The sequence below is a fragment of the Mycolicibacterium celeriflavum genome (assembly GCF_010731795.1).
Taxonomy (GTDB): Bacteria; Actinomycetota; Actinomycetes; order Mycobacteriales; family Mycobacteriaceae; genus Mycobacterium; species Mycobacterium celeriflavum.
On sequence record NZ_AP022591.1, the window covers coordinates 1,913,432 to 1,935,118 of the forward strand.

General features: G+C 65.5%; 23 protein-coding genes and 1 other RNA gene. 8 read left to right on the plus strand and 16 right to left on the minus strand.

What is annotated here, in order from left to right; genetic code table 11:
* Window positions 1-380: 380 nt before the first annotated feature.
* From G6N18_RS09370 to prfB, 13 genes are all read right to left on the minus strand, one after another.
* A complete protein-coding gene (locus G6N18_RS09370) occupies window positions 381-1,388 on the minus strand; it encodes an AAA family ATPase (RefSeq protein ID WP_163689851.1) in 1,008 nt (335 codons plus the stop codon).
* 190 nt (window positions 1,389-1,578) lie between these two features.
* A complete protein-coding gene (locus G6N18_RS09375) occupies window positions 1,579-1,827 on the minus strand; it encodes a hypothetical protein (RefSeq protein ID WP_083006706.1) in 249 nt (82 codons plus the stop codon).
* Between the two features lie 553 nt (window positions 1,828-2,380).
* Entirely contained in the window at window positions 2,381-2,647 is a 267-nt protein-coding gene (locus G6N18_RS09380; RefSeq protein ID WP_083006701.1) for a hypothetical protein, read from the minus strand.
* 90 nt (window positions 2,648-2,737) lie between these two features.
* The gene (locus tag G6N18_RS09385) at window positions 2,738-2,992 is read right to left on the minus strand and encodes a hypothetical protein (protein WP_083006699.1); all 255 of its coding nucleotides are present in this window, start codon (window positions 2,990-2,992) and stop codon (window positions 2,738-2,740) included.
* A gap of 48 nt (window positions 2,993-3,040) precedes the next feature.
* Complete coding sequence (locus G6N18_RS09390; RefSeq protein WP_083006697.1) at window positions 3,041-4,117, minus strand: tyrosine-type recombinase/integrase; 1,077 nt, start codon at window positions 4,115-4,117, stop codon at window positions 3,041-3,043.
* Between the two features lie 75 nt (window positions 4,118-4,192).
* Window positions 4,193-4,561: a transfer-messenger RNA gene (gene ssrA, locus G6N18_RS09395) on the minus strand.
* Window positions 4,562-4,658: 97 nt separating this feature from the next.
* Window positions 4,659-5,504: a maleylpyruvate isomerase family mycothiol-dependent enzyme gene (locus tag G6N18_RS09400; RefSeq protein ID WP_083006695.1), complete on the minus strand. Its 846-nt coding sequence runs from the start codon at window positions 5,502-5,504 to the stop codon at window positions 4,659-4,661.
* Between the two features lie 100 nt (window positions 5,505-5,604).
* Entirely contained in the window at window positions 5,605-6,099 is a 495-nt protein-coding gene (smpB, locus tag G6N18_RS09405) for an SsrA-binding protein SmpB (RefSeq protein WP_083006692.1), read from the minus strand.
* A gap of 2 nt (window positions 6,100-6,101) precedes the next feature.
* A complete protein-coding gene (ftsX, locus tag G6N18_RS09410) occupies window positions 6,102-6,998 on the minus strand; it encodes a permease-like cell division protein FtsX (RefSeq protein ID WP_083006690.1) in 897 nt (298 codons plus the stop codon).
* Window positions 6,998-7,687: a cell division ATP-binding protein FtsE gene (gene ftsE, locus G6N18_RS09415; protein ID WP_067224511.1), complete on the minus strand. Its 690-nt coding sequence runs from the start codon at window positions 7,685-7,687 to the stop codon at window positions 6,998-7,000. Before ftsE ends, ftsX begins: the two co-directional genes overlap by 1 nt.
* Before the next feature lie 36 nt (window positions 7,688-7,723).
* Complete coding sequence (locus G6N18_RS09420) at window positions 7,724-8,164, minus strand: Rv3103c family proline-rich protein (RefSeq protein WP_083006687.1); 441 nt, start codon at window positions 8,162-8,164, stop codon at window positions 7,724-7,726.
* A complete protein-coding gene (locus G6N18_RS09425) occupies window positions 8,161-9,141 on the minus strand; it encodes a mechanosensitive ion channel family protein (protein WP_067224515.1) in 981 nt (326 codons plus the stop codon). The genes G6N18_RS09420 and G6N18_RS09425 overlap by 4 nt, the downstream gene beginning before the upstream one ends.
* Window positions 9,142-9,147: 6 nt before the next feature.
* On the minus strand, window positions 9,148-10,263 hold the full coding sequence (prfB, locus tag G6N18_RS09430) for a peptide chain release factor 2 (protein WP_083006685.1): 1,116 nt from the start codon (window positions 10,261-10,263) through the stop codon (window positions 9,148-9,150).
* Window positions 10,264-10,424: 161 nt separating this feature from the next.
* Here prfB and G6N18_RS09435 point away from each other — a divergent pair, with 161 nt between their 5' ends.
* Window positions 10,425-11,801, plus strand: a complete 1,377-nt coding sequence (locus tag G6N18_RS09435; RefSeq protein WP_067224519.1) for an FAD-dependent oxidoreductase — start codon at window positions 10,425-10,427, stop codon at window positions 11,799-11,801.
* Between the two features lie 79 nt (window positions 11,802-11,880).
* Here the strand turns inward: G6N18_RS09435 and G6N18_RS09440 are convergent, their stop codons facing one another.
* Complete coding sequence (locus tag G6N18_RS09440; RefSeq protein ID WP_067224521.1) at window positions 11,881-12,240, minus strand: hypothetical protein; 360 nt, start codon at window positions 12,238-12,240, stop codon at window positions 11,881-11,883.
* A gap of 116 nt (window positions 12,241-12,356) precedes the next feature.
* On the opposite strand from G6N18_RS09440, the gene hisN reads away from it, so the two are divergent.
* The 3 genes from hisN to G6N18_RS09455 all read left to right on the plus strand — a co-directional run bounded on the left by hisN (window position 12,357) and on the right by G6N18_RS09455 (window position 15,865).
* Window positions 12,357-13,130, plus strand: coding sequence for a histidinol-phosphatase (hisN, locus tag G6N18_RS09445; protein ID WP_067224524.1), 774 nt, complete (start codon window positions 12,357-12,359; stop codon window positions 13,128-13,130).
* 115 nt (window positions 13,131-13,245) lie between these two features.
* Window positions 13,246-14,637: an acyl-CoA dehydrogenase family protein gene (locus G6N18_RS09450; RefSeq protein WP_067224527.1), complete on the plus strand. Its 1,392-nt coding sequence runs from the start codon at window positions 13,246-13,248 to the stop codon at window positions 14,635-14,637.
* A 13-nt stretch (window positions 14,638-14,650) separates the two neighbouring features.
* The gene (locus G6N18_RS09455; protein ID WP_067224529.1) at window positions 14,651-15,865 is read left to right on the plus strand and encodes an acyl-CoA dehydrogenase family protein; all 1,215 of its coding nucleotides are present in this window, start codon (window positions 14,651-14,653) and stop codon (window positions 15,863-15,865) included.
* A 101-nt stretch (window positions 15,866-15,966) separates the two neighbouring features.
* Here the strand turns inward: G6N18_RS09455 and G6N18_RS09460 are convergent, their stop codons facing one another.
* Both G6N18_RS09460 and G6N18_RS09465 read right to left on the minus strand, forming a co-directional pair.
* Entirely contained in the window at window positions 15,967-16,965 is a 999-nt protein-coding gene (locus G6N18_RS09460) for an acrylyl-CoA reductase family protein (protein ID WP_083006682.1), read from the minus strand.
* 76 nt (window positions 16,966-17,041) lie between these two features.
* Complete coding sequence (locus G6N18_RS09465) at window positions 17,042-18,019, minus strand: esterase family protein (RefSeq protein ID WP_083006680.1); 978 nt, start codon at window positions 18,017-18,019, stop codon at window positions 17,042-17,044.
* A gap of 310 nt (window positions 18,020-18,329) precedes the next feature.
* On the opposite strand from G6N18_RS09465, the gene G6N18_RS09470 reads away from it, so the two are divergent.
* The 4 genes from G6N18_RS09470 (at window position 18,330) to G6N18_RS09485 (ending at window position 21,687) form a co-directional block, all read left to right on the plus strand.
* Window positions 18,330-18,887, plus strand: coding sequence for a TetR/AcrR family transcriptional regulator (locus G6N18_RS09470; RefSeq protein ID WP_083006677.1), 558 nt, complete (start codon window positions 18,330-18,332; stop codon window positions 18,885-18,887).
* 38 nt (window positions 18,888-18,925) lie between these two features.
* The gene (locus G6N18_RS09475; RefSeq protein WP_083006675.1) at window positions 18,926-20,098 is read left to right on the plus strand and encodes an acyl-CoA dehydrogenase family protein; all 1,173 of its coding nucleotides are present in this window, start codon (window positions 18,926-18,928) and stop codon (window positions 20,096-20,098) included.
* 14 nt (window positions 20,099-20,112) lie between these two features.
* Window positions 20,113-20,502, plus strand: a complete 390-nt coding sequence (locus G6N18_RS09480) for a nitroreductase/quinone reductase family protein (RefSeq protein ID WP_083006728.1) — start codon at window positions 20,113-20,115, stop codon at window positions 20,500-20,502.
* A gap of 81 nt (window positions 20,503-20,583) precedes the next feature.
* On the plus strand, window positions 20,584-21,687 hold the full coding sequence (locus G6N18_RS09485; RefSeq protein WP_083006673.1) for a homogentisate 1,2-dioxygenase: 1,104 nt from the start codon (window positions 20,584-20,586) through the stop codon (window positions 21,685-21,687).

The following is a 21,687-nucleotide window of genomic DNA, read 5'->3' on the forward strand; positions in this document are numbered from 1 at the left end:
ATGCCAACCCCACCACCTGCCTTACCCCAGCCAGCCGCGCTGCCCAACGGGACATAACGTCCCCCCAAAGGGGAACCAGCCACCCGCGCAGCGGCTACGGTCGCGTGCGCTCCCTTCGCCTGCGCTCACCACACCCCGATACCGCAACCCGCAGTGCGAGCTGCGCTCGCGGCGTACCAAGAGGTAGGCAGGGGGATCGAGTTGGTGAGTTAGGTATGAGTTACGTAGGTGGTTCCGGTTCGTGTTCAAGCGTCTACCGTCAACCCCGATGCCCCTGGTCCGCAATCGTCGAACAATGAAGCGGGGGTTAGAAGGTGAGGTACGAGCCTTCTATATAGGGGGGTACCCAGTACCCAGTCCCCAGGCAGGTCAGAGGCGGTTTACTGAGCACGCTGGGTACAGGGTGGTTGTACCCAGCCGTCGCCGTCTTTGCGGATGCCGGCGCGGTTGATTCGCTGCTTGGCCGTGTTGTCCGTGATGCCCTCGCCCGCTGCGAGTTTGGCCGATGCCTCCCGCAGCGTCATCCCCCGGCAGTTGTCGTTGAGCCACGCCAGCAGTTGAGCGCCAGTGTCCAGCCGCGCCGTGGTGCGCTGCTGCTTAGGCTTATCCACGGCCTCACCGCCGCCGTCCCACGGACCACGGTTGAGGACCCTGTAGACCGGACCCGCCATCGGCTCGGCTACCAACTGCTGAGCCTGTTCGAGCCCATTGCTGCGGATGATGAGTGCCGTGTTGCCGCCACGTAGCTTGCGCCTCGCCGTCTGGCGCACCTGGATCCAGGTGCGCGCCTTCTGGGTGCTGGTGGACAGCCCCATCGGTGGGCTACCGGGAGTGGACCACCCGTGCTCCGACTCATGGTGAATCACCACTACGGCGACGCCGCGGTTCGTAAGCTGCGTCAGCCCGTCAAAGACAGTCGTCATCGCAGAGGGGTCGCTGGTGTCGCCGGTAATCCCCGCGAGGTTGTCGACCACGATGAAATTAAGCCCCTCCGCCATGACGTGATCTGTCAACGCATCCCACTCGTCCTGACGAACAGTTCGCCCGACGTGGAACATCGGAACTTCGGCATCGGACTCGCCCGGCGGTAGATGTCGATAAAGCCGCTGAGCGTATTCCACGTTAGAGCCGGGATCGGTCCACAGAATTGCCGGTCGCCACAACTTCGACTTGTCCGGCTGCATGTCCAGAAACTCGCGATCCTCCACGATCAGCGACAGCAGCATCGAGGAAACGAGGTAGGACTTACCGACGTTCGAACGGCCGTAAATCATTGTCAGCGATGAGCAGATCGTTTCGTGAAATATCCACGGCGGCGTATCTCGCGACTGTTCGTATGCCTCTTTTAGCGTGGTCCGCGGGAACCGTTTGGCGACGTCGATACTCATTCGACGTCCCGTCCGCACCATTTACACGTCGGCCTTGACGCCTGAGAACGCGCAACTCCGTCGCAGTATTTACACTCATCCGGCAGTTTCAGCGTCTCGGCAAACGTCATGGATTCCGAAAATTCGTAGGTCATTAAAGATAGTTCCCCCATTGTCCGCTTATTCCATTACACGCAGTTCTTTGGTGAGTTCAGCGGACTTCGCGGTCCACGGCGCGGGCCATGTCGAGCACAACTAGCAGTCGGTGGCCTTCGGCGATCCGGTCGGCGTCGAGTGGGACGCGGCGATCCTGTAGTGCTTGGGCCAGCTTCCGGCCTTCGGCGTTGCGGTGACGCTGCGCGGTCTGCCGCTCTTTCGCGCACTGCGAGCACGGCCGGCCAGCCACCTTGACCAGGTGCTTGCCACGATTGCACATCATGTCGAATTCCTTGTGAGTCACGAGATTTGGGCAGCCGTATCCGGCTCTCAGTTGAAGTCGTCGGGCACCGTGGGCGGGCTGAATGTGATCCAGAGGTCGCCGCCGTACTCCCCGAACAGAATCCTAGGCGGGACGTCGAGCACGCGGAGGTGAGCATCGCCGGTACGGCCGGTATCGGATGTGCGGTGACGCGCATGGACTGCCGCTCTGCCCCGAACCGCATGCGGACGTTCGTGTTTCGTGTATTCGAGGCATTTCGCTTGATGCATCCGCGCAGCAAACAACGAACCATGCCAGCGTCGGCCGCAGCACCGCAGGTACCACGGTCGCGAGGACGGAGCCGTCTGCTCACCGAGCAGTTCATCGAGTAGGAATGGGTCGGTCACAGGGTGCCGGTTTGAGGCCTTGCGGACCCTGCCGTCCGGATGAAGCTGAAAGTCGGGATGCCCGGCGATGGGCCGCCACTTCGACGTCGGTCCGCGCTTTCCCGTCTTCTTAATTCTATCAATTGGGCCTTGTGCAGCCGGAGCATGTTTCACGCCGCGCTACCGTCGCGATCCTTTCAACCTCGCGCTCATTGCGCACCGCCGACAGGCTGCAGCGCGCGCCTGCGGGCCGATGCGGGCGTGATTCCACTCGCCGCGGGTGCGTGGGCGTTGGTGTTCTTGAAGATGGCCAGTGCGGCTCGGACGTCGTCATCCGACATCACCCACGTACGACCTAGCTTCGTGCCGGGGATGATCCCCGCGTTGAGCCGGCGGCTCAACCAGTCGACGGAGGGAAACGGCAGGACAAGCTCCCTGATTGGGCGAGCCAGGGGCTCATGGGTTTTCGCGTTCATGCGGTCAAGCGTTGCACCGGGACCGGACAAACTGACCGCAGAATCGGGGCCGGGCAACGCGCTAACGCCGGTCGGCCAAGGCGTCTCGGTTCACCGACTGTGCAGTTCACCGATGGTTCTGCCGCTTCGGGTGATGTAGAGGCGGTTGTTGGTGTCCATCAGCACATCTAGAACGATGTTGCGCAGGCCTACCGCCTGACCAGCGACTATGACAGTTTTCAGCGGGTCGTCGTCGTATGACAAGTTGCGCAGGTCAAAGAGTGCGATGCTGCGGAAGTAGTCACGGAAGTAGTAGACGGAAAGACGCAGGCGCAGCCGATGCCGCTTAGCACCGGATCGCGCCAATCTCGGCGACCGGCTTTAGGTGGAGCGGGTGTAGTTGAGCGCGCCGCCCTACTTGAACGCAAGGGCGGCGGCGATTGCATCCGCCGCGGCCTCCGCGCTCTTGCGGTCGACGTGGCCGTACAAATCGACGGTCGTCTTGATCGACTCATGGCCTAGATGCGCTTGGACGACCGGCAGCGGGACACCGGCCTGAATCATCCACGACGCGCAAGTATGACGCAGGTCGTGTATCCGCGGCCGTGTCTTCAGTTTCGCCTTGGGTAGGGCCTTGTTCCACACGTTCGACCTCCACGAGTACAGGCGCACCGGCCCGTTGCCGGTTGTGGTGAACAACCACTTATGCGAGTAATCGAGCTGATCGAGCACAGCTCTCGGAACATTGACCGTCCTGATTGACTTCGGTGTCTTGGGTGCGCCCAGCTCGTAGCCGCCCGGTGTCCGCTTCCACGACCTTGAGATCCGCACCGTTCCCGCTGCGCGGTCGACGTCAGCGGGAGTTAGCGCAGTGACTTCTGAGAAGCGCGCACCGCTGGCGACCAGGAACGTCACAAGCGGTTGGTAGTGCTCGGAGAACGCCCCTAGCAACGCCTGAAACTCGGACTTGTCGAGGCAGACCATTTCTTTACGCGGTGTTCTGGGCAGGCGTTGGTTGGCGCACGGATTGGCTGTTAGTAGTCCTTCGCGCACGGCGCAGTTGAGCGCCGACGAAAGAAACCCGTGTTTGTTGGAGATCGTCTTTCCCGAGCCGGTCAGGCTATTGAGCCACAGCGCGATATCCGCTCGGGTGAGCGACGACAAGGGCATGGGGGCTATCGCAGTCTCACCGATCTGAGCCGCGTACCGCCGGTACTCGGCGATGGTCTTCCGCTCGCAGCCTGTCAGGTGGTCGATGTGGGCGGTCAGGTAGTCGGCGAGGGTCGGACCCGTCTTGACGGATCGCGGTGTGTCACCGATCTCCCACGCCTCCATCGCCCGCTTCCCGCCAACGCTGTTGACGAGTGCGCGGAACTTCTCGGCGTCCGGCTCGTCGGCGAACGGCACGGAGGTTTGACGCGCGTCAAGGGTGAACAGCACCGCGTACGTGATGCTGCCGTCGCGGCGGGGACGCTTGCGGATGGATGCCATACAGCACCGTAACTCTTGACAAACCATTGACACAAGAAAAACCCCCCATCTCTGGGGGGTTTGACCTGCTGTTTTGAGTGGAGCTGCCGGGAATCGAACCCGGGTCCTACGGCATTCCCTCAAGGCTTCTCCGTGCGCAGTTCGCTATGCCTCTACTCGGATCTCCTGATCACGCGAACAAGTCAGGATGACGATCCCAGTCGCTGTTTGGTGTCCCGATGAGTCCCGCGACCGAACTCACCGGTTGATCCCTCTAGATGACGCCAGGATCCGGGTCGAGGGAGTCCCCGGTCTGACGGACTCACAGTCGCTTATGCAGCGAGTGCGAAGTCGCGCTGATTGGAATCGGCGCTTAATTGGTTGCAACGACGCTTACGGTGGTCTCTTGCCTGCACCGGCACGCTTCCCTTGATTCGATACGCGAAGTCGAAACCGTTCAGCCCCTCGCATCCCCGCCGACCTTCGGCAGGACATTCCATCGTACGCCAGACCCAACAACGGATGCCAAGCATTTATGCCCGTGCCGACCTTTCGTCGCTGGTCAGATCACATAGTTGAGGTGCTCGACGACACGCTTGCCGGTGTCCTCGTCGCCCCCATAGGCGACGGCATCGCCGTGTCGAACCAGGTTTGTCCGGCCCCCGGCCAGGCGGGCGAACAGTAAGGCATCGAGGGTGATCGTCGCCGTCGGATCGGCCTCGCCGAAGTCCTCCACCACCTTGCCTCGCCCCTCGACCGCGACGTTGATCGTCCTGCCCAGTGGGCCCGTCAGCACGATCGACACCCGCGACCCGTCCGGAGCCCGGCCCAGCTTGCCGACCACGAACCCCATGCTGGCGGCCATCTCGTCCAGCGCGAGTCCCGCCGGCGCACCGGTCGGGTTCGTCTCGGATCGACCGATCGCGTCCCGGATGTCGTGCTCGTGCATCCAGCAGTCGAAGATCCTCACCCGCATGAACCGGCCGTAGGTGTCCGGACCCGCCGGCGTCGCGGTGATCTCGTCCCAGCCAGCGTCGGACATCGCCGTCAACGCGTCGCGCCGTTCGGCGGTGATGGTCCGGTACATCGCCAGCAGTTCGTTGGCGGGAAGGTCGCGCAGCTTGCGCACCCACCGTTCGTTCACCACGCCGATGTCATTGCGGACGTGCTCGAGCGTCGACACGTCGATATCGGCCTCCGGCGTCCCCACGCCCTGCAACATCGACTCGGTTCCGATCACGTGCGCGACGACGTCGCGCACCGACCACCCCGGTAGCGGTGTCGGTGCCTGCCACTGCGCGTCGGAGAACCCAGCGAGCACGTCGCCGATGGCGTCCCACTGCGCAAACAGTGCGTCGAGAACCGTTGCCTTGTCCAACCGGGTCACCGGGCGCGAGGGGCTGCTCACCGGGCGACGGTACCGCTCGGAGCCCGTGAGCGACCGTGGAATGTCCGCGGTTTGCGGCGTGTCGAGGGGCAAACACGGTCACTCGCGGTAAGTCAAGGAGTCAGGTCATGCCCTTGGCGCGGCGACCCAGCTCGCGGGTGATCTCGCGCTGGGCGTCGCGGCGCGCCAAATCTTGACGCTTGTCGCGGGCCTCTTTACCGCGGGCCAACGCCAATTCCACCTTCACCTTGCCCTCGGAGAAGTACAGCGACAGCGGCACCAGGGTGAGGTTGCCGTCGCGGATTCGACCGATGAGCTGGTCGATCTGTTTGCGGTGCATCAACAGCTTCCGGTTGCGCCGCGGCGCGTGGTTCGTCCAGGTGCCGTGGTGATATTCGGGGATGTGCACGTTGCGCAGCCACACCTCTCCGTCGTCGACGGTGGCGAACGCGTCGGCCAGCGAGGCCTGCCCGTCGCGCAGGCTCTTCACCTCGGTGCCGACCAATTGGATGCCCGCCTCGAAAGTTTCCAGGATCGAATAGTTGTGCCGAGCCTTGCGATTCGACGCGACGATCCTGTTGTTGCCGGACTTGGTCGGGTCCGCTTTCCTGGGCATGGCTACCTTCGGATGTAGAGCCGAAGTGTGACGTAGGCGGTGATTCCGGACATCGCCAGACCCAGGAACAGCATCAGCGGGGCGCTGAAGTACAGCACGTCGGCGTAGTCGACCTTGGCGATCAGGTTCGCCTGATAGAACTGGTTCAGCGCGTTCTCCAGGAACAACGCCCGCACCAATATCAGCCCGACGATCGCGATGACCACGCCTATCAACGCGGCCAGCATCGCCTCGACCAGGAACGGCAACTGGGTGTACCAGCGGCTGGCGCCGACCAGTCGCATGATGCCGATCTCGGTGCGCCTGGTGTACGCCGCGACTTGAACCATGTTGGCGATCAACAGGACCGCGCCAATCGCCTGCACCAATGCCACCGCGAACGCGGCGTTGCTGATCCCGTCGAGCACCGCGAACAACCGATCGATCAGGTCTTTCTGGTTGAGCACGTTGAGCACACCGGGTTGGCCGACCATCGCCTCGTCGAATTCCTTGTGCTGCTCGGGATTCTCGAGCTTGACGATGAACGACGCCGGAAACGCATCGCGGCCCGCCACATCCTTGTACTGCGGGAACTTCTTGATCGCGTCCTCGTAGGCCTCGTCGCGGTTGAGGAACCGCACCGAACGCACGTCCTCGCGCTCCTCGATCTGCTGACGCAGCGCCTTGCAGGGGTCGGCGTCGCACGACGGGTCGTTGGCGGAGACGTCGTCGGTGAGGAAGACCTGGCTCTCAACCCGGTCCAGGTAGATGTTGCGGGACTGGTCGGCGAGGCGCACGACGAGCAGGCCGCCGCCGAACAGGCCGATCGAGATCGCGGTCGTCAGGATCATCGCAACGGTCATCGTGACGTTGCGACGAAAACCCGTCAGGACCTCGTTGATGAGGAAGCCGAAGCGCACTAGCGATCCATTCCGTAGACGCCGCGCTGCTCGTCGCGAATCAGCCGGCCGAGTTCGAGTTCGACGACCCGCTGACGCATTGAGTCGACGATGTGGTGGTCATGGGTGGCCATCAACACCGTGGTTCCGGTGCGGTTGATCCGCTCGAGCAGATCCATGATGTCCTTGCTGGTTTCGGGATCCAGGTTGCCGGTGGGCTCGTCGGCGAGCAGCACCAGGGGCCGGTTGACGAAGGCCCGGGCGATCGCGACGCGCTGCTGTTCGCCGCCGGACAGTTCCGCGGGCAGCCGGTTGGCCTTGCCCGACAGGCCGACCATCTCCAGCACGTCGGGAACCACCCGATTGATGACGTCGCCGCGCTTGCCGATGACCTCGAGCGCGAACGCAACGTTCTCGAAGACGGACTTCTGCTGCAGCAGCCGGAAGTCCTGGAATACGCAGCCGATCACCTGGCGCAGGCTGGGGATGTGGCGGCCGGGCAGCTTGTTGACGTGGAACTTCGACACCTGGATGTCCCCGTGTGTGGGGCTGTCCTCGGCCAGCAGCAGGCGCATGAACGTCGACTTGCCCGAACCCGACGGTCCGATGAGGAAGACGAACTCACCCTTGTCGATTTTGACCGAGACGTTGTCGAGCGCGGGCCGCGCAGACGACTTGTACTGCTTCGTCACGTTGTTGAGGGTGATCATCACGGGTCGCCAGTGTAGCCGGGCGACGGCAATGCCCTAGCTGGGCGGAGTTGTGGCGCCCTGCGGCAGCAGCTGCGGTTGCTGCGGCATCAGTGGTGGCGCCTCGGTCGTCGTCTCCGGTGCGGTCGTCTCGGTTGTCGGGGTCCGCGGGCCGACACCGTCCGGGTCCAGCACCGTCGTCGTCGGCGTCGGACTGGTCGTCGTGGTCTCGGTCGGGCTCGTCGTGGTCGTGGTGGTCGTGGTCGGGGCCGTCGTGGTCGTGTACGACGGTTCCGTGGTACGACGCACGTTGGTGCGCGGCACCCAGGTGTAGTTGGGGTCCGGAACGAACCCCGGTGGGACCACGGCGGGAACGGGGGTGGGCCCGCGTTGCGGTTCGACCGTCTGATTCACCCAGAACAGCCCGACGAACGCGACGATGAGCACGATCGTCGACACCCGCATCCGGCCGAATCGGGCCTTGAACCAGTTCGTCACTGGTTCTGCTCCGGCGCACCCCTGGTCTCATCACCGGACCCGCCCGCGGCGGCCGCCGGGTGCGGGATCGCCGCGACCATCGGGGTTTGCCCGTCGGCGGGTGAAACGATCCCGCCGCGACGCAACGCGCGGATCACGAGCACCCGGAGCCGCCGGCCGACCTCGAACTGCTTACCGGGCAGGGTCCGGGCCACCATCCGCAGGTTGACGGTGTCGAGTTCGATGCTCTCCACACCCATCAACTGCGGGGCGTCGAGCAGCAGATCACGCAGCCCCGGTTCCTCGTACGCGCTGTCGGCTACCCCGTGCAGCAGGTCGTTCACCTCGTTGAGGTCGGCCGATGTCGGAACGGGGATGTCGATGACGGCGCGCGCCCAGTCCTTCGACAGGTTCACCGATTTGACGATCTGACCGTTGGGAATCGTCATCATCTCGCCCTCGCTCGACCGGATCTTGGTGACGCGCAGCGTGACATCCTCGACGGTGCCCTCCGCCGGAACGGTCACACCGGTTACCGTCAACGCCACCAGATCCCCGAAGCCGTACTGCTTTTCGGTGATGATGAAGAACCCGGCGAGCAGATCCTGCACCAGGCGCTGCGCACCGAAGCCCAGCGCGGCGCCCAGGACTGCGGCCGGGGCGACGAGCGAACCGATCGGGACGGCGAGTATGTCGGTGATCTCGACAAGCACGATGACGAACAGCAGTGCGACCGAAACCCAGGAGATCACCGAGGCGACGGCCTGGCGATGCTTGCTGCTCTCCGAGCGCACCAGCTGATCGCTGCCCATGTACTCGGCGTCGAGGCGACGCACGATCCTGACCGCGGCCCAGTTGATGAACCGGGCGGCCAGCACGCCGCCGATCAGCAGCAGCGCAATCCGCACTCCCCGGTCGAGGATCCAGACGCCGATGTTGCCGGCCCAGAACCCGTGCCAGCCGTCGGCGAAGTTCAATGCGAGTACGGTGCTGTTCATCTTCGGCTAAACGTCATTTTGGCTCTTGCGCCAACGAATCCCGGCTTCCAGGAAACCGTCGATGTCGCCATCCAGCACACCGGCCGGATTTCCGACCTCGAACTCGGTGCGCAGGTCCTTGACCATCTGGTAGGGGTGCAGCACGTAGGAGCGCATCTGGTTGCCCCATGAGCTGCCACCGTCGCCCTTGAGCGCATCCATCTCGGCGCGCTCCTCTAACCGCTTGCGCTCCAACAGCTTTGCCTGCAAAACCCGCATCGCCGACACCTTGTTCTGCAACTGCGACTTCTCGTTCTGGCAGGTCACCACGATACCGGTCGGGATGTGCGTCAGGCGAACCGCGGAGTCGGTGGTGTTGACCGACTGGCCGCCGGGCCCGCTGGATCGGTACACGTCAACGCGCACATCGCTTTCCGGTATCTCGATGTGGTCGGTGGTGTCCACCACCGGCAGCACCTCGACGTCTGCGAACGACGTCTGCCTGCGGCTCTGGTTGTCGAACGGGCTGATGCGCACCAGTCGGTGGGTACCCTGCTCGACCGAGAGAGTGCCGTAGGCGAACGGCGCGTGCACCGCGAACGTCGCGCTCTTGATGCCCGCTTCCTCGGCGTAGGAGGTGTCGAACACCTCGACGGGATAGTTGTGCTTCTCGGCCCATCGGACGTACATGCGCATCAGCATTTCGGCCCAGTCCGCCGCGTCCACTCCGCCGGCGCCCGACCGGATGGTGACAACGGCCTCGCGCTCGTCGTACTCGCCGGAGAGCAGGGTGCGGACCTCCATCGCCTCGATGTCCTCGCGCAGCTTCGTGAGCTCCGCGTCGGCTTCGGCGAGTGCTTCCGCAGCGCTGGCGCCTTCCTCTTCCGCGGCCATCTCGTAGAGCACCGGCAGGTCGTCGAGGCGCTGGCGCAGTTCTTCGACGCGCCGCAACTCACCCTGGGTGTGCGACAGCTCGCTGGTGACCTTCTGCGCGCGCGCCTGGTCGTCCCAGAGATTCGGATCGGAGGCTTCGTGCTCGAGCTTTTCGATGCGACCGCGAAGGGCCTCGACATCGAGCACCCGCTCCACCGTGGTCAGGGTGGAGTCGAGGGCGGCGAGGTCGGCTTGACGGTCAGGATCCACGGGAGTTCAGGTTACCTGTCAGCAGTTTGGCGCCGGTTCTCACGACTGGCGGCACGGAACCGACCGAGCGTTCTAGCATCGGGTGGTAACCAGCCCGGCCCAGCGCGACAGCCCCTTGCGCGAGGCCGGGCAGCGACAGAAAGCTCCGACAAAAGGTATCCATGCGCCCATATCACGTGGCGATCGTCGGCTCAGGGCCCTCGGGTTACTTTGCCGCGGCGTCGTTGTTGAAGTTCGCCGACTCGACCGACGACACCGACCAGAAAAGAGACGTCCGCGTCGACATGCTGGAAATGCTGCCCACCCCGTGGGGGCTGGTGCGCTCCGGTGTGGCGCCCGACCATCCCAAGATCAAGTCGATCAGCGCCCAGTTCGACAAGACCGCGATGGACCCGCGGTTCCGGTTCTTCGGCAACATCGCGGTCGGTGAGCACGTGCAGGCCGCAGAGCTGGCCGAGCGCTATGACGCGGTGATCTACGCCGTCGGCGCGCAGTCCGACCGGTCACTGGGCATCCCCGGCGAGGACTTGCCGGGCAGCGTCGCCGCCGTGGACTTCGTCGGCTGGTACAACGCGCACCCCCACTTCGAGGAGATCACGCCGGACATCTCGAGCGGCCGGGCGGTCGTGATCGGCAATGGGAACGTCGCGCTCGATGTCGCGCGGATTCTGGTCACCGACCCCGACATGTTGGCCGCGACGGACATCGCCGACCACGCGCTGCGGTCACTTCACGACCGAGGCGTGGAGGAAGTTCTGGTCATCGGCAGGCGCGGCCCGCTGCAGGCGCCGTTCACCACGCTGGAGCTGCGGGAGCTCGGCCAGCTCGAGGGCCTCGGCGACGTGGACGTGATCGTCGATCCGGCGGACTTCGCCGACATCACCGACGAGGACCTCGAGGCGGCCGGCAAGACCGTGCGCAACAACATCAAGGTGCTGCGCGGATACGCCGAACAGTCGCCGAAGAACGCCAAGCGGCGCATCGTGTTCCGGTTCTGCACCTCCCCGATCGAGATCAAGGGCGATGGCCGCGTGGAATCGATCGTGTTGGGCCGCAACGAGCTGGTCGACGCAGGTGGCCGCATCGTCGCCAAGGACACCGGTGAGCGCGAGGAGGTGCCCGCGCAGCTGGTGGTACGCGCCGTCGGGTATCGAGGGGTGCCGACGCCGGGACTGCCGTTCGACGAGCGCAACGGCACGATCCCGCACACCAGAGGCCGTATCGACGGCAGCCGCAACGAGTACGTCGTCGGCTGGATCAAGCGTGGTCCGACCGGTGTCATCGGCAGCAACAAGAGCGACTCGCAGGAGACCGTCGACACGCTGATCGAGGATCTGTCGGGGGCGCAGTTGTCCGACTTCGACGCCGAGCATTCCCAGCGCCTGGCGGAATGGCTGGTTGAGCGGCAACCGAAGCTGGTCACCGATGACCACTGGAAGCTGATCGACGAGTACGAGCGGTCAGCGGGCCAACCGCACGGCAGGCCTCGGGTGAAGTTGACGAGCGTGGCGGAGATGTTGCGGATCGGGCACGGCTAGGGCACCTACTCCGCCCGCTCCTACGCTCGAGACTGCGCTGAGGGCAGTGGATCGAGGGTCAACGACCCTGGATGCAATTTCAGGAGTAGGGCGTGGGCGGCGGGGCCGGTGGCGGGACTTCGGGCGACGCGAACCGCCAGTTGTCCGGGTTCTTCGGCGAGTAGACCACCGGGAACAGCTGGCCCATCGTCGGCCAGTCGTCGACATCGACCTCAAGGCGCTGGTACACCACATGTTCGTTGACCGTCGGACCGTTGATGACGCCGGTGATCGTCGCGTATTGCGGTCCCGTGACGTCGGTGGGCCGCGGGCTCACCCCGGTCACCAGCAGTTGCCCCGACGGCCAGTCGGGAGGAGCGCCGCGGCGCCGCATCAGCAGCGGTCGGGCCAGCAGCACCAGTGCACCGACCAGCAGCAGTATCACCGCGAATTCCCACACACCGACATGGTAGGACGACAGTCATGAGTTCCGAGGCGAGCGCGAGTGAGGATCGCAGCGAAGCGAGGACCGGTGGGCCCACGCCCGCAGGGCAGGGGACGAGTGCGAGCCGAGGCATGGGCTCCGAGGATCTGACGCTGGCGCTGGCCTTGGCAGACGAAGCGGATGCGCAGACCATGGCTCGCTTCGGCGCGGTGGACCTCGTCATCGAAACCAAACCGGATCTGACGCCTGCCACCGATGCCGACCTCGAAGTCGAATCGATGATCCGCCGGCGGCTGGGCCAGGCCCGCCCCGACGATTCCGTGTTCGGCGAGGAGTTCGGCGGCGCCGCGGAGTTCGTCGGCAGGCAGTGGGTCGTCGACCCCATCGACGGGACCAAGAACTTCGTCCGCGGCGTGCCGGTCTGGGCAACGCTGATCGCGCTGCTGCAGGACGGCGTGCCGACGCTCGGCGTCGTGAGCGCCCCCGCGCTGCAGCGACGTTGGTGGGCGCTGGCGGGGCAGGGTGCATTTTCGCGAGTGAACGGGCGGCCGCAGCGACGGCTGAGCGTTTCGAAGGTCGACGATCTCGGGTCGGCGAGCCTGGCGTTCTCCAGCCTCTCCGGGTGGGCCGAGCGCGGCATCCGGGACCGGTTCATCGCGTTGACCGACGACGTATGGCGGGTGCGCGGTTACGGCGACTTCTACAACTACTGCCTCGTCGCCGAGGGTGCGGTCGACATCGCGATGGAACCCGAGGTGTCGACGTGGGACCTGGCACCGCTCGACGTCCTGGTACGCGAGGCCGGCGGCCGGTTCACCAACCTCGCAGGCGACCCCGGTCCGCACGGCGGCAGCGCGGTGGCGACCAACGGCCTCTTGCACGACGCCGTGCTCGGCCGCCTGTAGGCCTGCCTGCGCTTGTGAATTGCACAACAACTTACTCGCCAGTCAGTTCACATACCTTACTCTGGAGTCAGTTCGACGAGTTCGGACGTCCCAACCCATAGCGAGGCCAGTCGACATGACCAACCCCCTGCCGTCGAAAAACGGATCGAAACCGAAGCGACGCGGTAAAGAAAGCGCAGTTGGGCTGAAACGGCACAAGCGCAGCGCGACCGACCTGGGCCTGGCTCTGGTCACTCCGCTGGTCGGTCAGGAGTTCCTGGATCGCTACAACCTGCGCGATCCTCTCAACCGCGGGCTGAAGTACGGCGTGAAGCAGGTGTTCTCGGTCGCCGGCGCCGCCAGCCGTCAGTTCAAGCGCGTCTCCGGCAACCAGGCGGGCCCGACGCGGCTGAAGAAGAGCGGTTCGGACTACTTCGACCTCACCCCCGACGACGAGCAGAAGATGATCGTCGACACCGTCAGCGAGTTCGCCGAGGAGGCCATCCGCCCAGCTGCGCGTGAGGCCGACGAAGCCGCCGACTATCCCGAGGATCTGGTCACAACGGCCTCCGAACTCGGCATCACCGCGATCAACGTGCCCGAGGATTTCGAAGGCATCGCGGCGCATCGCGCGGCGGTCACCAACGTGCTGGTCGCCGAGGCGCTGGCCTACGGCGACATGGGACTCGCACTTCCGATCCTGGCCCCTGCGGGTGTCGCGTCGGCGCTGACGCATTGGGGCAGCGCCGATCAGCAAGCCACATATCTGAAGGAATTCGCGGGCGAGAACGTGCCGCAGTCCTGCGTGGCGATCGCCGAGCCGCGCCCGCTGTTCGATCCGACGGCGCTGAAGACGACGGCCGTGCGCACCCCGAGCGGCTACCGCATCGACGGGGTCAAGTCCCTGGTCCCGGCCGCCGCCAACGCCGAATTGTTCATCGTCGCAGCGCAACTCAACGGCAAGCCGGCGCTTTTCATCGTCGAGTCGTCGTCGAAGGGGCTGTGCGTCACACCCGATCCCGGCATGGGCATCCGCGCGGCGGCGATCGGCCAGGTCACGCTCGACGGTGTCACCGTGCCGCTGTCAGCGCGACTGGGCGAAGAGGGGGCCACCGATGAGGACTACTCGGACGCCGTCGCGCTCTCGCGACTGGGCTGGGCGGCGCTGGCCGTCGGCACCTCGCACGCGGTGCTCGACTACGTCGTGCCATATGTGAAGGAACGTCGCGCCTTCGGCGAGCCGATCGCGCACCGCCAGGCAGTGGCGTTCATGTGCGCCAACATGGCGATCGAATTCGACGGCCTGCGGCTGATCACCTGGCGCGGGGCTTCTCGCGCGGACCAGGGATTGCCGTTCGCCCGCGAAGCGGCGTTGGCCAAACGCCTCGGCACCGACAAAGGCATGCAGATCGGTCTGGACGGCGTGCAACTGCTCGGCGGCCACGGCTACACCAAGGAACACCCCGTCGAACGCTGGTACCGCGATCTGCGCGCGATCGGCGTCGCCGAGGGCGTCGTAGTCATCTAACGAAAGTCGAACCATGGCAATCAATTTGGAACTGCCGCGCAAACTCGAGGCAGTCATCGAGAAGGCGCACCAGGGCGCGGCGGAGATGCTGCGGCCGATATCCCGCAAGTGGGACCTGCGCGAGCACGAATACCCGGTCGAGTTGGAGACCCTGGCGACGTTGTTCGAGGGCATCCAGGGCGCGAACGCGATCGCGTTCGCCGGCGCCGAGGCCTTCGCGGGTGGCGACGAGCCCAAGGCCGTCAACCACAACGGCGCCAACATGTCCGCGGTGCTCAACGTGTTGGAGATCAGTTGGGGCGACGTCGCGTTGATGTTGTCGGTGCCTCGGCAGGGGTTGGGCAACGCCGCGATCTCCAGCGTCGCCACGAAGGAGCAACTGGAGCTGCTCGGCAAGGATGTCTGGGCCGCGATGGCGATCACCGAACCCGACTTCGGGTCCGACTCGGCGGCGGTGTCGACCACGGCCAAGCTCGACGGCGACGAGTACGTCATCAACGGCGAGAAGATCTTCGTCACCGCCGGCTCCCGGGCCACTCACATCGTGGTCTGGGCGACGCTGGACAAGTCGCTGGGGCGCGCGGCGATCAAGTCGTTCATCGTGCCGCGCGAACACCCCGGCGTGACCGTCGAGCGTCTCGAGGACAAGCTGGGAATCAAGGCTTCCGACACCGCGGTGATCCGGTTCGACAATGTGCGGATCCCCAAGGAGAACCTGCTCGGCAGCCCGGAGATCCACGTCGACAAGGGTTTTGCCGGGGTCATGGAGACCTTCGACAACACTCGTCCCGTCGTCGCCGCGATGGCCGTCGGAATCGCCCGCGCCGCACTCGAGGAACTGCGCAAGCTCCTCACCCAGGCAGGCGTCGAAATCTCCTACGACAAGCCGTCACACGCGCAGAGCGCGCCCGCCGCGGAGTTCCTGCGGATGGAATCGGATTGGGAGGCAGCCTATCTGCTGACGGTGCGTTCGGCATGGCAGGCCGACAACGACATCCCCAACTCCAAAGAAGCGTCGATGGGCAAGGCGAAGGCCGCCCGGGTGGCCAGCGACATCACGCTCAAGGCGGTCGAACTGGCGGGCACCGTCGGCTACTCCGAGGTGACCCTGCTCGAGAAGTGGGCCCGCGACAGCAAGATCCTCGACATCTTCGAGGGCACCCAGCAGATCCAACTGCTGGTGGTGGCGCGCCGCCTGCTCGGGCTGTCGTCGGCCGAGTTGAAGTAGGACTGGGCTGCGGCGCAACGCCGTTTGTGAATCTGACGACGCAAATTCGCGAAAAACGTCGCCAGATTCACAAAGGAGGCGGCGCTAGGACATAGTGCGGGTCAGAACCCGTCGCGGACCACCACGCGGGTGCGGCCGGTGACGCCGCCGCCGATGATGGTGCGCAAGGTGTGCGGCGCCTCGAGCACCGAGACGTCGGTCGTGATGTCGGCGAGGTGCTTGGGCTTGAGTTCGCCTTCGAGCTGCTTCCAGACCTCGCGGCGCGGCTCGATCGCGAGCTGCACCGAGTCGATGCCGGCCAGCGTCACGCCGCGCAGGATGAACGGCATCACCGTCGTCGGCAGCTCGGCGGACCGGGCCAGACCCGAAATCGCAGCGACCCCACCATAATCCAATGTGCTCAATGCGTATGCGAGGGTGTCGCCGCCGACGCTGTCCAGGACCGCCGCCCACTTCGACTTGCCGAGCGGACGGACCTTCTCCCCCGCGTCGGGTAGCCGTCCGATCACCTCGCCGGCACCGAGGCCCATCAGATAGTCGTGCGCCTGCGCCTTGCCGGTCGATGCGACCACCTCGTAACCGAGGCCGGCCAACAGGTCGACGCTGACACTGCCGACGCCGCCGGTCGCCCCAGTCACCAGAACCGGCCCGTCCTGCGGGCGGACGCCGTGGGCGCGAATCGCGTTGACGCTCATCGCCGCCGTGAAGCCGGCAGTTCCGATCGCGGCGGCCTCCGCCGTCGTCAGCCCGTCGATCTTGACCAGGTAGTCGGCCGGGTAGCGGGCGGTGTCGGCGTAGCCGCCGTGCCTGCCGGTCCCGACGTCGTAGCCGTGAGCCAACACCCGGTCGCCGACCGCGAATTCCGGCGACGAGGAGGCCGCGACAGTGCCGGCCACGTCGATACCGGGGATCAGCGGATACGACCGCGCGACACCGCCTTTGGGTGTGACCGCCAGCGCGTCCTTGTAGTTGATGCCCGAGTACTCGACCGAGACCGTCACGTCCCCCTCGGGCAGGTACGTATCGTCGACGATTTCGTGACCGAGGGTGATTTCTCCCTCGGCGTCCTGATGTGCGACCAAGGCGTTGACTGCGCTCATGGGCCTCATTGTTCACTACATGCGAAAGTCCCCGGCCACCCCTCGAGTCAGGGTGTCCGGGGACCTTGCGACGTGCCTACGAGCCCAGGTACGAGATCAGGTCAGGCTTCATCTCCTGCAACTGCGCGCCCCAGTACTCCCAGCTGTGCGTGCCGTACGGCGGGAAGTTGAACACTCCGTTGTTGCCGCCCGCGGCGATGTAGTTGTCCCGGAACGTGATGTTCGTGCGGATCGTCAGGCCCTCGAGGAACTCGGCTGGCAGGTTCGCGCCACCGAGTTCGTTCGGCGTGCCGTTGCCGCAGTACACCCAGAGGCGGGTGTTGTTGGCGACGAGCTGCGGAATCTGCACCATCGGGTCGTTGCGCTTCCACGCGCTGTTCGGGTCTTCGGTCGGTCCCCACATGTCGTTGGCCTTGAAACCGCCCGCGTCGCCCATCGCCATGTTGATCAGGAACGGCCACTGGCCCTCAGACGGGTTGAGGAACGCCGACAGCGCCCCGGCGTAGATGAACTGGTCGGGGTGATACACCGACAGGATCATCGCGGAGTTGCCCGACATCGACAGGCCGACCGCGGCGTTGCCGGAGGTGGACACGCCCCTGTTGGCCGACAGCCACTGCGGCAGCTCACTGGTCAGGAACGTTTCCCACTTGTAGGTCTGGCAACCGGCCTTGCCGCAGGCAGGCGCGTACCAGTCGGAGTAGAAGCTGGACTGGCCGCCCACCGGCAGAACCAGCGACAGCGGTGTCTCGTAGAACCATTCGAACGCCTGGGTTTCCAGGTCCCAGCCGTTGAAGTCCTCACGGGCACGCAGGCCGTCGAGCAGGTACACCGCCTTGGAGCCGGTGCCCTTCTGGAACTGCACCTTGATGTCGCGGCCCATCGACGGCGACGGCACCATCAGGTACTCGACCGGCAGGCCGGGCCGGGAGAACGCGCCAGCGGTCGCTGACTGGCCGGTCAGGCTCACCACGCCGGGCAGCAGGGCCGCCGCGAAGGCAGCCACCGCGAAGCGCCGCGCCCATGGGCCACGAATCTTGTCAATCAAGCTCATTCTGCAAGTCCATCCATTTTCCGGTTGCCGCATACGAGGCGTTTCCGTTCGCGATCAAGCGATCGCCATCGACACCGCAGCTACTTTTTCACTGCGCTGTCATGCCCGCTCGACCGACCCCGGGGCCGTCGAACGGACCGAGAACATTTCAGTTGTCGCGTGTGCAGTAAAACATGATGATCAGCACATAAGAAACCCAGGGCGGTGTGGCGCGCCGCTTTGTGGGGTCGATCCGCTATTGACGCAGCCGTCGGCCACGCGTCCGTTTCGAGGTTCGGCGGGCCCGTCAGGTGCCCGTAGGCTGCCGATCATGGCAACGGCCCGCACGCCGCGACTGTCGGTCGAGGACTGGATCCAAGCCGGCTATGCGATCCTCGCCGAAGAAGGGATCAAGGCGCTCAAGTTGGATTCGCTGTGCTCCCGCGTCGGGGCCACCAAAGGCAGCTTTTACTGGCACTTCACCGACATGGCCGGCTACCGGGCCGCGCTGATCCAGGCCTGGGGCGAGTTGCGCGACGACGATCGCCGGCATTTCGCCACGCTGACCGACCTGCCGCCGCGCCAGCGGCTGTCGCAAATGATGTCGGCCTTGGTCGACGCCAGGCACTGGACGCTCGAACGCGCGATGCGGGAGTGGGCCCGAACCGACGCCGCGGTGGCCGCAGGCGTGCGCGCGTCGGATGCGCGGGTGCTCGAAGCCGTGCGACAGGCGTTCGTCGATCACGGGTTCGACGACGAGGAGGCCGACTTGCGCGCCAACGCGACATTCGCGGCGGGTATCGGCTTCCTTCACCTCTCCGGTTCGACGGTGAGCGCGAAAATCGCGGCGCGCCGGGAACGGTTCCTCGACATCATGCTCACCGGCTGACCCGCTACCATACAAAAAAGTATGGTAGCGTCCGGCGCATGACCGCCGCCTCGGCCACCTCTCTCATCGACGCCGAATTCGTCGGCCGGCTCGCCGAGCGGGCGCCGGAAGCCGAACGACTGCGCATGCTGCCGTCGGCGACGGTCGACGAACTCGTCGCCTCAGGCCTGACCGACCTGCTGGTGCCCGCGCGGTACGGCGGCAGGCAGGCGCCGCTTCCGGCGATCCTCGATCCGGTCCGTCAGATGGCGCACGGCTGTGCGTCCAGCGCGTGGACCATCGGCTTCTACATCCTGCACAACTGGATGCTGGCGCTGTTCGACGAGCGGGCCCAGGAGGAGGCCTTCGCGACCCGTCCCTTCCTCGCGCCCGCTCCCCTGGCGCCGACGGGCCGCGGGGTGCCCGTCGACGCCGGAATCAGGCTCACTGGCCGGTGGTCGTGGGCCACCGGCGTGATGCACGGCAACTGGATCATCGTCGGCGCACTGTGCGGCCCCGAGAACGACCTTGGGGCGATCTACCCTGCGCTCGCGCTGCTGCCGATCAAGGACGCCGTCATCGACGACGTCTGGCACACCGACGGCATGCGGGCAACCGGTTCGAACGATGTGGTGATCACCGACGCCTTCGTCCCCGAGCACCGGCTGGTGCGGGTCGCCGACATCTACACCGGCACCGCACCCGGCGCTGCCCTGCACGACGCCGACACGTACCGCTGGCCGATGGTGCCCGCGCTGGCGCTGCTGGCGGCCATGCCGGCGTTGGGCAGCGCCGAACGCGTCGCGCAGATCTACACCGAACGCCTGTCGGAGCGCATCCTGGCGTACGAGGGCGTCACGCAGAAGGACAAACCGATCGCCCAGGCCCGCCTCGGCGAGGCCGAGGTGCGGCTGCGGGCACTGCGCGGCTTGCTGGCCGACACGGTCGGCGAGCTGGAAACCATTGTCGCGGCGGGTGATTCGGTACCGCGTCCGGTGCGCGGTGCGGCACGGATGGCGGCGGCATACATCGTGCACGAGTCACGCGAGGTCATCGGACTGTTGCTCGAGGCGTCGGGGGCCAGCGCCCACTTCGTCGACAACCCGCTTCAGCGAATCAAGCGCGACGTCGACGTGTTGGCCGGCCACGTCGTCTTCGACTACGACACCAGCCGGGAACTCGCCGGAGCATTGCGATTGGGTATGAAGGTGTCACGGACCGCGATGGTGTGACCGAAGGGGGAATCATGGCCGAAGATCTACGCGACCGGATCACCAAACTGTTCCAGAAGAACGTCGCGAACCGGTTCACGAAAATGATGCCGTTCCAGACGCTGCTCGAAACGACGGGACGCAAGTCGGGCGAACCGCGTCGCACGCCACTGGGCGGGCGCCGCGTCGGCAACGAGTTCTGGTTCGTCTCCGAATTCGGCGACAGTTCCCAGTACATCAAGAACATCAAGGCCGACCCGGCCGTCCGGGTCAGGTTGAACGGCAAGTGGCACAAGGGCGTTGCCCACCTGGTTCCGGATGACGATCCGCAAGCGCGGCTGCGCTCGCTGCCGCAGTTCAACAGCTTCGGCGTGCGCACCTTCGGCACGAATCTGATGACCGTTCGCGTCGATCTCGAGGATTGACTCCGAGCTATAAGTAAAACTAAACTCAGTTTTAGTTTCGGGCGCGATTGGCCCCCGCCGTAGCCGTCGATGGAGCGAACCATGGAATCGTTTGTTCACCTGCGCAAGGGCCGCACGCCCAAGCGCCTGCACGCCGACCTCGACGGCCTGAAAGACGACGAACTGGGCCGCGGCGGGTTCGTCGGTCGCACCGCGAACATCTACCGCCGCCACGACCCGACGGCGTACCGCGCGTCGGGTCCGCTGCGCCCGGTCGACGTGATGACCAGCGAGCTGAAACCGACCGACGCCACCGAGGCCGCCGGCACGCCGCTGCTGCTCTTCAGCAATTCGGACTGCCGGATCTCGCTGAGTCGGCGCAGCGAGCAGATGCCGTTCTTCGTCCGCCACGTCGACGGTGACCTGCTGTCGTTCGTGCACCGGGGTACGGGCCTGCTCGAGACGGAGTTCGGACCGTTGCGCTACCGCGAGGGCGACTGGGTGTACCTGCCGAAGGCGACGACGTGGCGGCAGATCCCCGACAGCGAGACCACCCTGCTGATGATCGAGGCGACCGACGAGTTCCGGGTGCCGCCGCCCGGACCGCTCGGCAGGCATTTTCCATTCGATCCCGCGCAGGTCACCGTTCCGGAACCGGCGCCGATCGACACCGGCGACGGCCCGCAGCACGAAGGCGAGTACGAGGTCCGTCTGGTGCATGAGGGCGGACCGACATCGCTGTTCTACCAACACAATCCGATGGACGTCGAAGGATGGCGCGGCGACAACTTCCCGTTCACCTTCAACATCGACGACTACAACGTCATCGCCAGCGAGAGCGTGCACCTGCCGCCCACCGTGCACCTGTTCATGCAGGCGACCGGTGTGGCGGTGATGAACTTTTTGCCCCGGCCCGCCGAAACCATGCCCGGCACCGAGCGTCCGCCGTGGTATCACCGCAACGTCGACTACGACGAGGTCTCGTTCTTCCACGGCGGCGATCTGTTCGGCATCCCCATGCCACCGGGACTGGTCAGCCACGCCCCACAGGGCGTGCACCACGGTGCGCCCGAGAAGGCCCGCGAGCGGGCGCGGCGCAAGTTCGACGAGCAGGACCGCGTCGGTTGGTACGTCATCTCGATCGACACCACCCGGCGACTGACGCCGTCGGCGGAGGTCTTGGCAAACGACCTGGGGCAGCACTGA

Coding starts and splice junctions, on each gene's coding strand:
- G6N18_RS09370 (WP_163689851.1), bottom strand. CDS start 1,388: ATGAGTATCGACGTCGCCAAACGGTTCCCGCGGACCACGCTAAAAGAG.
- G6N18_RS09380 (WP_083006701.1), bottom strand. CDS start 2,647: ATGAACGCGAAAACCCATGAGCCCCTGGCTCGCCCAATCAGGGAGCTT.
- G6N18_RS09390 (WP_083006697.1), bottom strand. CDS start 4,117: ATGGCATCCATCCGCAAGCGTCCCCGCCGCGACGGCAGCATCACGTAC.
- smpB (WP_083006692.1), bottom strand. CDS start 6,099: ATGCCCAGGAAAGCGGACCCGACCAAGTCCGGCAACAACAGGATCGTC.
- ftsE (WP_067224511.1), bottom strand. CDS start 7,687: ATGATCACCCTCAACAACGTGACGAAGCAGTACAAGTCGTCTGCGCGG.
- G6N18_RS09425 (WP_067224515.1), bottom strand. CDS start 9,141: ATGAACAGCACCGTACTCGCATTGAACTTCGCCGACGGCTGGCACGGG.
- G6N18_RS09435 (WP_067224519.1), top strand. CDS start 10,425: ATGCGCCCATATCACGTGGCGATCGTCGGCTCAGGGCCCTCGGGTTAC.
- hisN (WP_067224524.1), top strand. CDS start 12,357: ATGGGCTCCGAGGATCTGACGCTGGCGCTGGCCTTGGCAGACGAAGCG.
- G6N18_RS09450 (WP_067224527.1), top strand. CDS start 13,246: ATGACCAACCCCCTGCCGTCGAAAAACGGATCGAAACCGAAGCGACGC.
- G6N18_RS09455 (WP_067224529.1), top strand. CDS start 14,651: ATGGCAATCAATTTGGAACTGCCGCGCAAACTCGAGGCAGTCATCGAG.
- G6N18_RS09460 (WP_083006682.1), bottom strand. CDS start 16,965: ATGAGCGCAGTCAACGCCTTGGTCGCACATCAGGACGCCGAGGGAGAA.
- G6N18_RS09465 (WP_083006680.1), bottom strand. CDS start 18,019: ATGAGCTTGATTGACAAGATTCGTGGCCCATGGGCGCGGCGCTTCGCG.
- G6N18_RS09470 (WP_083006677.1), top strand. CDS start 18,330: ATGGCAACGGCCCGCACGCCGCGACTGTCGGTCGAGGACTGGATCCAA.
- G6N18_RS09475 (WP_083006675.1), top strand. CDS start 18,926: ATGACCGCCGCCTCGGCCACCTCTCTCATCGACGCCGAATTCGTCGGC.
- G6N18_RS09480 (WP_083006728.1), top strand. CDS start 20,113: ATGGCCGAAGATCTACGCGACCGGATCACCAAACTGTTCCAGAAGAAC.
- G6N18_RS09485 (WP_083006673.1), top strand. CDS start 20,584: ATGGAATCGTTTGTTCACCTGCGCAAGGGCCGCACGCCCAAGCGCCTG.